This is a genomic window from Aminobacterium thunnarium, assembly GCF_055390565.1.
This window is the reverse complement of record NZ_AP042412.1, coordinates 1,287,554-1,298,934: the sequence shown is the minus strand read 5'-3', so window position 1 is coordinate 1,298,934 and position 11,381 is coordinate 1,287,554. Positions and strand designations below refer to the sequence as shown.

The 11,381-nt window shown below is 46.5% G+C and carries 9 protein-coding genes and 1 tRNA gene; 9 read left to right on the top strand and 1 reads right to left on the bottom strand.

All coding sequences use genetic code 11. The features are described 5' to 3' along the window. Positions 1-10: 10 nt before the first annotated feature. Genes ACZ5GY_RS06485 through ACZ5GY_RS06465 form a run of 5 tightly spaced genes read left to right on the top strand, consistent with a single transcriptional unit; the run spans position 11 to position 4,126 of the window. Complete coding sequence (locus tag ACZ5GY_RS06485) at positions 11-472, top strand: NADH-quinone oxidoreductase subunit B family protein (RefSeq protein WP_213691148.1); 462 nt, start codon at positions 11-13, stop codon at positions 470-472. Further along, the gene (locus tag ACZ5GY_RS06480; RefSeq protein ID WP_213691149.1) at positions 472-1,017 is read left to right on the top strand and encodes an NADH-quinone oxidoreductase subunit C; all 546 of its coding nucleotides are present in this window, start codon (positions 472-474) and stop codon (positions 1,015-1,017) included. The genes ACZ5GY_RS06485 and ACZ5GY_RS06480 overlap by 1 nt, the downstream gene beginning before the upstream one ends. A gap of 12 nt (positions 1,018-1,029) precedes the next feature. Continuing rightward, the gene (locus ACZ5GY_RS06475) at positions 1,030-2,268 is read left to right on the top strand and encodes a hydrogenase large subunit (RefSeq protein WP_213691150.1); all 1,239 of its coding nucleotides are present in this window, start codon (positions 1,030-1,032) and stop codon (positions 2,266-2,268) included. Beyond that, complete coding sequence (locus ACZ5GY_RS06470) at positions 2,265-3,260, top strand: respiratory chain complex I subunit 1 family protein (RefSeq protein ID WP_213691151.1); 996 nt, start codon at positions 2,265-2,267, stop codon at positions 3,258-3,260. The genes ACZ5GY_RS06475 and ACZ5GY_RS06470 overlap by 4 nt, the downstream gene beginning before the upstream one ends. A gap of 14 nt (positions 3,261-3,274) precedes the next feature. Then, positions 3,275-4,126, top strand: a complete 852-nt coding sequence (locus ACZ5GY_RS06465) for a 4Fe-4S binding protein (protein ID WP_213691152.1) — start codon at positions 3,275-3,277, stop codon at positions 4,124-4,126. Positions 4,127-4,262: 136 nt separating this feature from the next. Here the strand turns inward: ACZ5GY_RS06465 and gltX are convergent, their stop codons facing one another. After that, positions 4,263-5,582 (bottom strand): glutamate--tRNA ligase, encoded by a 1,320-nt coding sequence (gene gltX, locus ACZ5GY_RS06460; RefSeq protein WP_213691153.1) that lies wholly within the window; start codon positions 5,580-5,582, stop codon positions 4,263-4,265. A 142-nt stretch (positions 5,583-5,724) separates the two neighbouring features. On the opposite strand from gltX, the gene ACZ5GY_RS06455 reads away from it, so the two are divergent. The 4 genes from ACZ5GY_RS06455 to ACZ5GY_RS06440 all read left to right on the top strand — a co-directional run bounded on the left by ACZ5GY_RS06455 (position 5,725) and on the right by ACZ5GY_RS06440 (position 11,268). Beyond that, a complete protein-coding gene (locus tag ACZ5GY_RS06455; RefSeq protein WP_213691154.1) occupies positions 5,725-7,347 on the top strand; it encodes a putative manganese-dependent inorganic diphosphatase in 1,623 nt (540 codons plus the stop codon). Continuing rightward, a complete protein-coding gene (gene polA, locus ACZ5GY_RS06450) occupies positions 7,344-9,905 on the top strand; it encodes a DNA polymerase I (protein WP_464111671.1) in 2,562 nt (853 codons plus the stop codon). Before ACZ5GY_RS06455 ends, polA begins: the two co-directional genes overlap by 4 nt. A 94-nt stretch (positions 9,906-9,999) precedes the next feature. Further along, positions 10,000-11,100: a peptidylprolyl isomerase gene (locus tag ACZ5GY_RS06445; RefSeq protein ID WP_464112112.1), complete on the top strand. Its 1,101-nt coding sequence runs from the start codon at positions 10,000-10,002 to the stop codon at positions 11,098-11,100. A 78-nt stretch (positions 11,101-11,178) separates the two neighbouring features. Then, positions 11,179-11,268 (top strand) — tRNA-Ser (locus tag ACZ5GY_RS06440). Positions 11,269-11,381 lie beyond the last annotated feature (113 nt).

Sequence of the window (11,381 nt, the reverse complement as noted above, 5' to 3'; positions counted from 1 at the left end):
AGGCTGGAAGATGAGGCTGGAAAAATATCTTGAAATACTTCCCAAATCACTTTGGGTTATGACCTGTAACTCAGGATCATGTAATGGCTGCGATATTGAAATAGTGGCGACAATCAGCCCGCGCTACGACATAGAACGCTTTGGAATGAAACTTGTAGGAACACCGCGCCATGCCGACGTTCTCGTAGTTACCGGGCCTGTTACGAAGTATATGAAAGACAGACTGCTGCGGATCTATCATCAGATACCGGATCCCAAGGTTGTAGTTGTCGTTGGAAACTGCGGAGCATCGGGAGATGTCTTCTACAAATCGTACAACCTTGAAGGTCCCGTCGATAATATTATCCCGGTAGACGTCTATGTACATGGATGCCCCCCTCGTCCAGAGGCCATAATAGAGGGAGTTGCGAAAGCAGTTCTGAAGCTTGAAGCGAAAAGGGAAGAGCTGCTTAAGGCAGGTGTTGAGAAATAATGAGAACTCCGAAGAACTATACGCAGGATTCCTATTCTTTAGAAGAAATTCTCTCATCTCTTCGAGAGTCTTTTGGTGAAGATGTCGTTAAAGACGTACGAGAACATCGTGCAGGCAAAGAACAGGCTGTATCTTTCCATCAGCTGTGGCTCACTGTTCCGAGAGAGAAATTCCTTTCTCTTGTAGAGTTCCTTTTTGGTTACGATTTCCTTCACTTCCACGTTCTTTCTGGAAATGACGATGGAGATGTAATCACGCTGAACTATCATTTCACTCTCTTCCGAGTGGCTGGTCGCGGAAAGAGGTTGGGCGTAACTGTCAGTGTTCCGGTTCCTAAAGAAGACCTGGTTATGCCGTCCCTTTTCGATACTATTCCAGGAGTGGAGTACAGCGAGCGGGAAATGCGCGAAATGCTTGGAGTCGATTTTGATGGACTTCAAAATAAAGCCCTTGTATTTCTTCCGGAAGATTGGGATGAGTCTATCAAGCCGTGGCGCAGAGATGAGACAGGTCCTGATGTTGATGACGTTAGGATGCTCTCTTAGGAGGAGACAACAATGGCGAGCGAAAAAACTCATACATATAAAGTTCCTATAGGCCCTGTCCATGTCGGTTTGAAAGAACCCATTACGGCATGGCTCGACCTTGACGGCGAAAAAATAGTTGATGCACGGGTCCGTCCCGGTGCAATTCACCGCGGAATCGAATATATGGCACGGGATCGCAACCCTATTCAGGTCATCTATCTTTCAGAGCGTATATGCGGAATATGCTCCTTCAGCCACATCACAGCTTTCTTGAGAGCTGTTGAAGATGCGGCTCAGATAGAGGTGCCACCGCGTGCCCAGTACATCCGATCTCTCGTGCTTGAACTCGAAAGAATTCACTCTCACGCCCTGTGGGCCGGAGTGGCATGTTATTCCATAGGTTTCGACTCGGCCTTCCATCTTGGAATGCTGTTGCGCGAAAAAGTTATGGATGTACTTGAATCCTATACAGGAAACCGCGTCAATTACGGTGTTGGAACAGTCGGTGGCGTTCGCTGGGACCTCACTCCCGAAACAATCAACGTCATTAAAGACATGATCCAATATTACAGAAACGAACTTGGCGCATTCTACGACGTAGTAACAGAGGATCCAGTTGCAAAGGCCAGAATGCGACACGTTGGCGTTCTGACATACGACGAGGCCATGCGCTACTGTGCCCTCGGTCCTACAGCCCGTGCCAGCGGCGTACGTTGCGACCTTCGCTGGTCAGCACCTTACGAAGCCTATGCAGATCTCGACGTAAAACCCATCGTTCCTCAGGATTACTTTGGAAAGGCATATGGCGACGTATTCGATCGTTTCCTGGTACGAGTTCTTGAACTCTATCAATCACTCGATATTATTGAAAAAATCATCGAAGGATTGCCTGAAGGAGACATTGTCTTCGAAAAGAATCTGGTCAAAGTGCTGAACGTCTTAAAGGCGGCAGATGGAGAAGGCTGGGGATGCATTGAGGCTCCTCGCGGTGACGATACTCACGTCATTCGTCTCAAAGGCGGAGACGAGCACGTCTACTGGTGGAAAGTGCGAGCCCCGACCTATTCTAATGCTGTCTCATGGCCGTTGATGTTTAGAAATAATGAGTTGGCAGATGCCCCTCTGATTATTAACAGCGTTGACCCCTGTATATCATGTATGGAAAGAACCCTGATTACAGGCAATAGCGATAAGGCTGGAGAAGTCTACTCGAAAAATCAACTGTTGGAAATGAGCAGAGAGAAGACGAGGAGGCTGAGAAAGGCATGATTATCAATATGGTAATGAAACTGGTGGCAGGCATAGCCCTTATGTTGCTTGTATCGGTAGTAGCCGTTCTCTTCGACGGAGCTGACCGTGTTATTCATGCCAAAATGCAGCGACGGTGGGGACCTCCGCTCTTTCAGCCTTTCTACGATATTCTGAAGCTTCTGGGGAAAGAGAACATCGTTCCCCGACGAGCTGTAAAGTGGGCTTTCAACGGAGCTCCATGGGTTGCCATGGCGACCATGCTGTTGCTCTTCCTTTATATTCCTATCGGATCTTTGCCGCCCATTCTTGGCACTGAAGGCGATATGATTCTCATCATTTACCTTCTCAGCCTTTCAGGCGTGGCTATGGCCGTAGGCGGTTTCTCCAGCGGAAACCCAATTGCAAACGTCGGCGCTCAGCGTGAGATGATCCTCATGATGAGCTACGAGCTGCCCCTTGCCGTTGTTATTTCCACAATGGCCTGGGTGGCCTATAAACATGGCGTACCGGGACAACCCTTTAGCCTTGAGACTTTCATCGGGATGCCCATGTGGAACGTTGTAGGCAAGATGGGTATTCTCGGTCTTCTCTGCCTCTTTGCGGCGTTGCTCATGGTCGTTCCAGGTGAGACGGGAAAAGGATTTATGGATATTCCAGAGGCCAAAACGGAGATACTCGAAGGTATTATCATCGAGTATTCGGGAACAAACTTGGCCATGTTCAAGATCACCTTTGCTCTGAGAGCTTTGGCCATGTCTGCCATTATTGTGGCGCTATTTGTTCCTTTCTCTCTTGGCAAACTCTTGAATCTGAACGGAACCATGCTCTTTGTCGTGGATTTCCTCTGGTTCTGGGTAAAGGTCTTCGTCATGCAGGTCTTCGGCGTTACCTTTATACGAACAGCTTTTGGACGATTGAAGATCTGGCAGGCGTCTCAGTTCTACTGGATTAAAATTGCCGGACTTTCTTTGGCAGGCATGATTCTCATGTCTATAGATGTATTGCTTTAGGAAGGGGGAGGACGATGCTTAACCGAATGTCTTTGCAGCTTTTGCGTCAATGGGTTACTAAGGTCTTTACCAATCCCTTTCCTGTGCCATCTATGCCAGACTCTCTGACTGATGCCCTCAAAGCGGCAGAAGAGGGAAAAATACAACTTCATCCTCCAGTGGAGCCGAAGGGCTATTTCAGGGGCCGAATCGATTATGACAAAGAGCGTTGTATTGGCTGCAAACTTTGTGTACGAGTGTGCCCTGCGAATGCCATAACTTACCTTGAGGATGAAAAGAAGATACAGATTCATGTCGATCGTTGCTGTTTCTGTGCTCAGTGTACGGAAATCTGCCCTGTGAAGTGTCTTACTGAATCTGACGCATTCCTGCTCTCTTCTTACGATAGAAAGGCCCAGGTCGTTGTCGATTCTGGTACGAAGAAGAAAGAAGACGAAGTGGAAGAAACTCCTGTGAAATATGAGGTCGACGAGGAAAAGTGCATTGGCTGCACAAAGTGTGCTCGCAATTGCCCCGTCAACGCTATCTCTGGCGAGTTGAAGAAACCTCATGTTATCGACAAGGATAAATGTGTAGGCTGTGGCAAGTGTGCTGAACTCTGCCCGAAGCAGGCGATTCATCAGGCTGAGGCATCTTCTGCGCCGGTTACTCCGAAAGAGGAGAAAAAGGTAGAGGAGAAACCTACAGAGAAACCTGCTGAAAAAATCGCCGAGAAGCCTGCCGAAAAACAGGAAGCTGCCCCTCAGAAAGAAGCTGCCGAAAGCAAAAAGGGCAGCAAGAAAAACGGCGGCAAGAACGGCAACAAAAATGGTAACAAGAAAAAGAACGGTAACGGAAACAACAAGAAAAACGGCAAGAAAAAATAACGAGGCACAGTGAAAATAAAGCTGTGTAGTTGCGCAGCTCGTTGCCATAACAGAACAAATAAAAAGATGGGGTTTCTAGAAGAAACCCCATCTTTTTTATGCTCTTATTTTTAACGCCACGAAGTTGTTGTAGCTCTTACGCTTCTACAAGACCGTAGTGAGCCAGACGCTGACGCACTTCGTCGCGTCCGAGATATTCAGCTACCTCAAAGATCCCCGGGCTTACCTTCACGCCAGTCAGTGCCCAACGCAGAGGCATAGCCAGCTTCTTCATTTTCACGTCTTTTTCAGCAGCCCAATTGCGTGCTAATTCCTCCATAGGCTCGGCTTCCCATGGATCTATCTTCAAGAGTTCTCCGAAGAAAGAACGAAGCATATCCTTGTCTTCCTCGGGAACATCGCTACCGTCGTAGCGCGCCTTTACAGGCTCGAAAGAAACGAAGTAATCGGAATACTCAGCGAGTTCCTTCGCTGTACGACCTCGTCCGCCCATAAGCTCCAGGGCTCCAGCAAGAAATTCTCGCGTATGTTCCTCGACAGGAAGCTGAGCTTCCTTCCAGAAAGGCTCGACCATATCGAGGCGAACCATGGGATCAAGCTCTTTAAGATGTTCCTGGTTAATATAGTTGAGCTTGTCCATATCAAAGACGGCTGCACGTCTGTTAACCCGCTTCAAATCAAAACATTTCGTGGCTTCCTCGCGGGAGAAAACCTCGCGATCGTCTCCAATTGACCAACCTAAAATGGCCAGGAAGTTAAAGACGGAGTCGGGCATATATCCCATATCTCTATATTCGTAAACGCTTGTAGCACCATGACGTTTCGAAAGTTTCTTCTTGTCTTTGCCGAGAATCATGGGAAGGTGGGCAAACTGAGGGGGCTCCCATCCGAGAGCCTTGTAGAGAAGCAACTGCTTGGGAGTATTGGAAATATGATCCTCTCCCCGAATAACGTAATTAATGCCCATGGTGTAGTCGTCGATAACTACCGCATAGTTGTAAGCTGGCATACCGTCACTCTTGATCATAACGATATCTTTAAGGGTTTCGCTCTTGACCTCAATATGACCATATACGATATCATCAAAAGCAAGAGTGATTCCTTCAGGAACCTTGTAAATAATGGCAGGACCGTCCATATAGGCCTTTCCTTCTTCAAGAAGCTGTTCAGCATACTTGCGATAGATGTCAAGGCGTTCAGACTGACGATAGGGGCCTACAGGGCCACCAATATCCGGCCCCTCGTCCCAATCAAGACCTAGCCACGTCATTCCAGACATAATTGTCTCTTCGTATTCTTTCGTGGAACGTTCTCTGTCTGTGTCTTCAATTCGGAGAATAAACTTTCCGCCTGTATGTCTGGCCCAAAGCCAGTTAAACAACGCCGTATGTCCGCCTCCTATGTGCAAAGCACCTGTAGGACTTGGTGCAAAACGGACACGTACTTCTTTGTCCATTGAAAATGCCTCCTCGTATCAAATATCAGCCAACCTTGATATTATACATGCTCTCTAAATATTTCTCTCAAACTTCTTCCTAATAATATAATATAAATAATGTAAAGGGTGTAATCTCCCCTTTCGCAGAAGGAGGTTTCGAATGAAAACAGTCTACATATTGGGGCACGTCAATCCCGATACCGATTCTATCTGCTCGGCCATTGCTTACAGTCATTATAAAAGTGCCGTCTCTAAAAATAACCGCTATATTCCTGTCCGCCTTGGTGTGCCTAATAATGAAACCAAATTCGTTCTCGATTATTTCAAGGAACCCACGCCAATCATGCTCGAAAACATTTACACACAGCTTTCAGACATACCTTTCGATGAGCCAGTAAATGTAAAAATGAAAACTCCTCTCTCTGACGTGTGGAATCTTATGTCAAAGAGTAGTATAAAGACAGTTAATGTGGTGGATGAAAAAAACCTCTTTTTGGGACTTGTCACCTTAGGTGACATAGCGAAGGCAAGCCTTGAGATGGGCGATACCTTCTCAGATGTTCAAATTCCTTTAAAAAATATAGTAAAGACGTTGAATGGAGAATTACTTTTTGCTTGCAACATGAGTTTCAATGGCAGGGTTGTTGTAGCCGGAATGGAGTCTGAAACGCTCAAAAGGCATCTTGACAGAAAGACTCTCGTCATTGTCGGTGACAGAAAAGAAATTCAAATCCAGGCTCTGCAAAGCAAAATTCACACCCTTGTCATTGCCGATGGAGCTGCTGTTTCAGACGAAATTTCATTGCTGGCCCGAGAGAAAAAAGTCAATCTCATAACGGTTCCCTACGATCTCTATTCGACAGTAAAACGCATTGCGCGAAGCGTTCCGGTGGAGTATATTGCCAGAACTGACAAGGTGGTTACCTTTGCGCTCCATGAGGAACTCGACGATATAAAAGATTCGTTGCTGAAACATAAATATCGCCATTTCCCCATACTGCATAACAAAGTTCCTGTGGGAATGCTCTCCCGTCGCCATCTTCTTACGGCCACGGGTAAAAATGTCATTTTGGTGGATCATAACGAAAAAACACAATCCATAGAAGGGCTCGAACAGGCGCAGATACTTGAAATAATAGATCATCACCGTATCGGCAGCATTGAAACCTTTCAGCCCATTGTCTTCATCAATCGTCCTGTAGGGTGTACGGCTACCATTATATATAGCCTTTATAAAGACTCTGGTGTCGAGCTTCCTTCATCTATTGCCGGACTCATGTGCGCTGCCATTCTCTCAGACACACTCGTGTTCAAATCTCCCACATGCAGTAGTGAAGACATGGAGGCAGCGGAGGAATTGGCAGATCTGGCTAACATAGACATAGACTCATTTTCCCGCTCCATGTTCGAAGCTGGAACCTCTCTGCGCGGAAAGACGGCGGAAGAGATATTCTTCACCGACTATAAGAGTTTCAACGTGGCGGACTTTAAAATAGGCGTTAGCCAGGTTTTCTTTTACAATACACAGCGGGACTTCGATAAAAAAAGCCTTCTTGATTTTATGCAGGAATATAAAACGCGTGGTGGCTATGATATGCTTTTACTTATGTTAACGGATATTATTAATGAGGGATCCGAGTTTCTCTTTGTAGGAAACCGCGAAGAACTCATCTCCCGAGCTTTTGATATAGAAATACATGGAGAAAGCTTCTATCTCCCCCATGTGATTTCGAGGAAAAAGCAAGTGATACCCCAGTTGATAGAGTCAATTAAAAGGAGTTGAATACCCTGAAAAATAAAACGATTTTACTTGTTGATGGGCACGCTCTGGCTTTCAGAGCCTTTTACGCCCTTCCAGAACTTACGGCACCAGACGGAACGCCTACAAACGCCATTTTGGGCTTTGTCAATATGATGTTCAAAACCATTGATGAATGCCATCCCGACATGACAGCGGTTATCTTTGACGCTCCTGGCAAAACCTTTCGACACGATGTCTATCCGGAATACAAAATGGGACGTCGCCCTACGCCTGAAGAGTATAAGATACAGGTTCCCATTCTGCTGGAATTACTCCGAGCTATGGGTATAAAAGTTGTTGTCAAAGATGGGGTGGAGGCTGATGACGTTATTGCTTCCGCTGCCTGTGGCGCTACGCGCCTGGGCGTTAATGTCGTTGCACTGACATCGGATAAAGACATACTCCAGGTGCTTCAGCCTGGCGTTCGCGTCATCCGGCCTAAAAAAGGAATTACCATCTTCACCGAATATAACGAAATAACCTTTGAAGAGGAGTGGGGGTTCGCGCCGACGGCAATGCCCGACTATCTGGCACTGCTTGGAGACAGTGTCGATAACATTCCAGGGGTTCCCGGAGTGGGAGAAAAAACGGCTAAAAAGCTTCTCTCTCAATATAAATCCCTTGAAGATATTTACGATCATATAGAAGAGCTCAAACCAGGCTTGCAGAAGAAATTCTCTACGTCGAAAGAGTTGGCCTTCAAAAGCCGCGAACTCATACGCCTCAAATGCGATTTGCCTTTGACAGTTGAAGAGTTTGTTCAGACCGATGTAGATTTCGAAACCTTTGAAAACATGTGCCGTCAGTTGGGCCTGAACAAAATATTGGAGCGAGTAAGGAATTCAACGCACCACGAATCAGAAGAGCAGCCGCAACTTGAAATAGGAGAGGCTGTGGAAGGCGATCTCGAAAAGGTTCTTCAGGAAAAAGAACTCGCTCTCTACTGTGTGGCAGAAGGATCCTATCCCGTGGATCTTAACAGGGCTCTCATTGTCTTGCGGGCCCAGAATGGACACTTCTGGCGAGGAGTAGTCGAGGCTCAGCATATTCCTGATTCCCTCTCGAAATGGTTGAAAACAGGCAATGTCATTACCTCAGACTATAAAACGACACAGGCATTCTTCAAAGAAGAGGCCCCATCACACGACCATGTCTGGGACGCCCAGGTTGCTCACTACCTTCTTCATCCTGACGCCAAAAGCCACGGACCTGAGCAGTGGGCGTCAGAGGCTGTTTCTGACCCAGTTGACGTTGCGGGGCAGCTCTGGAGGGTTCAAAATGAGCTGGGAAACGCTATTTCTCACTACAGTGGCCTGGAAGACCTTATGCGTCAGGTTGAGCTGCCTATCGTCCCCGTATTGTGGAAAATGGAGACGTGGGGCATTGGCCTTGAGGAAAAAACCTTTGAAGGTCTGGATACAGATTTAGAAGAACGAATTGCAGACATTGAAAATACCATCGCTGAAAAGGGCGGAGAGCGTATCAATCTCAACTCGCCCAAACAGGTAGCGTGGCTTCTCTTCGAGAAATTGCAGATGCCGCCTATCAAAGAGACAAAAACAGGCTATTCCACAGATGTTACGGTTCTTGAAGAGCTTGTAAAGATGGATCTTCCCGAGAAAATCGTGCCAGAACTTATTCTGGAACATCGCGAACTCTCTAAAATGCGCTCAGGTTTTGTCCATCCCCTCATGAGTGCCGTAAATGAAAAGACAGGATTGATTCACGGCACCTTTGAATCCACATCGACGGGAACAGGGCGGCTGAGCAGCAGAGACCCCAACCTTCAGAACCTCCCTGCTTTTGGGCAATGGTCAACTCGACTCAAGGAAGGCCTGGTTCCTCGGCATGAAGGGAATGTCTATGTTGCAGCAGACTATTCACAGGTTGAACTACGCGTATTGGCCCATCTTTGCGATGAGAAGCGATTGAAAGCGGCCTTTGAGGATCATCGGGATGTTCATACAGAAACGGCATCGTGGGTCTTTAACGTCGAGCCGGAACTTGTTACTCCCGAACTTCGCCGTTTTGCCAAAGTTATAAATTTTGGTATTCTTTACGGTATGAGTTCCTACGGTTTGGCGGCTCGTTTGGGAATAGGGCAGCAGGAGGCGGGAGATATTATCAATAAATACTTCAAGGCCCTTCCTAAAGTAAAAGACTACGTTGAAGAAAGCTATAAAGAAGCCAGACAACGTGGATATGCCATGACCAGTTTCGGCAGAATACGTCCACTCAACGAAGTCTCTGTCAATCCGAGAGACCGGGGAGCCTTGAAGCGCATAGCCGTAAACACTCCCATACAGGGAACAGCGGCTGATATTGCCCGAATGGCTATGATCAAGTTTTTCCATCATTTCGAGGGACGCAAAAACGTTCATCTCGTATTGCAGATTCATGACTCTCTTGTGTGCGAATGCGCTGCAGAGGAACGTGAAGGCATAGAAAAAGAGCTTGCAAATGTAATGGAATCTGCAGCTAAACTTTCTGTGCCATTGAAGGTAGAGACCAAGTGGGGAAAATCCCTCGCTAATGTCTAGGTTTTTACGTAGCCTACGGGCTTGATTTTATGATAGAATACGCCGTTAGCATTTAGCATCGGTATATGTCAAGGGAGGCAGATTCGCTTTGATAATGCGTTCATTACGAGAAAATATGCGTTGGATCCTGATGGGTTTTGTGGTTGTTTTTGTGCTGTCGATTTTTGGAATGTACGGTTTCGGCGGTCGTCGTGAGTCTTCGAAAGAAGAAGGAATACGCGACTATGCGGTGGCAGAGATTAGCGGTAAAAAAGTAATGCGTTCCGCACTAGAAGCAAACGTGCGGGATTATGTAGAAAGAAATAATATAAAAGAAATTTCGTCTAACGATCTTATGGCTATTCGTCAGGCTGTTGTAGACAACATGGCCATTCAGACAGAACTTGCCAAAGCTGTGGAGAAGAGCGGCGTAAAAGCTTCCGATCAGGAAGTTGAAGACGTTGTTAAGCAGATAAGCACGCAGTTTCCCACAAAAGAGGCGTTCCAGAAACATCTTGATGATAATGGCATAAAACTTGATGCCTTGAAGGCCAGTATTCAGACGCAGCTTTCTCAGCAGAAACTTATTGAGCAGTCTGCTGGTTCCATAGTTGTAACTCCTGAAGAGGTTAAAGATTTTTATGACAAGGGCAAAACCGTTTTCTTTACACGTCCTGCAGGCAAAAAAGTTGTCTTTGCCCGTTTCGCCAACAAAGAATCGGCTGAAAAGGTGTACGAAGGACTGAAGAGCGACAGCAGCAAGTGGGATGCTCTTCTTAAAGACGTAGCCTCAGAAGATGTTAAAGAGAGCGTTCCTTATGATGCTCCTATCTTCCTCGCCGAATCAAATCTGAGAGATAAAATGGAGGGGATTAAAGACCTCCCTGTCGGTGGAGTAGCTGCTCCAATAGAGATAACCAGCAACGACGTTATGGTCGTTCTCAACAAAGAGAGCATGGAAAAGAGCACCCTTTCCTTCGACGAAGTGAGCAAAGATATTAAAGCCTTGCTTACGAATCAGAAAAAAGAAGAAGGACAGATGAAATATATCAACAGCCTTAAAGAAGGGGCTACCATCAAAATACTTGATCCGTCTATATTCCCACAACCAGTAGAGGAAAAGGCGGCTGAAGAAGTAACAAAGCCTGCTTCTGGCGATGAAAATGCAAGCAAAACCGAGTCTCAGACCGAAACAGAGGCAGATAAAAAGAACTAAGGCGAAAAGCTGAAATAAATGAGGTTTAAAAAGCTTGACAGAACCTGGTTCCCTTAATAGAATAGACCCCGCAGTCTTGGAGAGATGGCCGAGTGGTCGAAGGCGCTCGCCTGCTAAGTGAGTGGGGCTTTACCGCCCCCGAGGGTTCGAATCCCTCTCTCTCCGCCATTAGATAATGTAGAGCCCAGATAATTTATCTGGGCTCTTTTTTTATGCTTTGATGTACTTGCTATAAGTAAAACGACTTGGGAGTGACTCTAATGCCGTTTACTATTTATTCC

Bases quoted from the DNA above. Each gene is read 5' to 3' on its own strand.
- ACZ5GY_RS06475 (WP_213691150.1), top strand. From the start codon at position 1,030: ATGGCGAGCGAAAAAACTCATACATATAAAGTTCCTATAGGCCCTGTC.
- ACZ5GY_RS06485 (WP_213691148.1), top strand. From the start codon at position 11: ATGAGGCTGGAAAAATATCTTGAAATACTTCCCAAATCACTTTGGGTT.
- ACZ5GY_RS06445 (WP_464112112.1), top strand. From the start codon at position 10,000: ATGCGTTCATTACGAGAAAATATGCGTTGGATCCTGATGGGTTTTGTG.
- ACZ5GY_RS06455 (WP_213691154.1), top strand. From the start codon at position 5,725: ATGAAAACAGTCTACATATTGGGGCACGTCAATCCCGATACCGATTCT.
- ACZ5GY_RS06465 (WP_213691152.1), top strand. From the start codon at position 3,275: ATGCTTAACCGAATGTCTTTGCAGCTTTTGCGTCAATGGGTTACTAAG.
- gltX (WP_213691153.1), bottom strand. From the start codon at position 5,582: ATGGACAAAGAAGTACGTGTCCGTTTTGCACCAAGTCCTACAGGTGCT.
- ACZ5GY_RS06480 (WP_213691149.1), top strand. From the start codon at position 472: ATGAGAACTCCGAAGAACTATACGCAGGATTCCTATTCTTTAGAAGAA.
- ACZ5GY_RS06470 (WP_213691151.1), top strand. From the start codon at position 2,265: ATGATTATCAATATGGTAATGAAACTGGTGGCAGGCATAGCCCTTATG.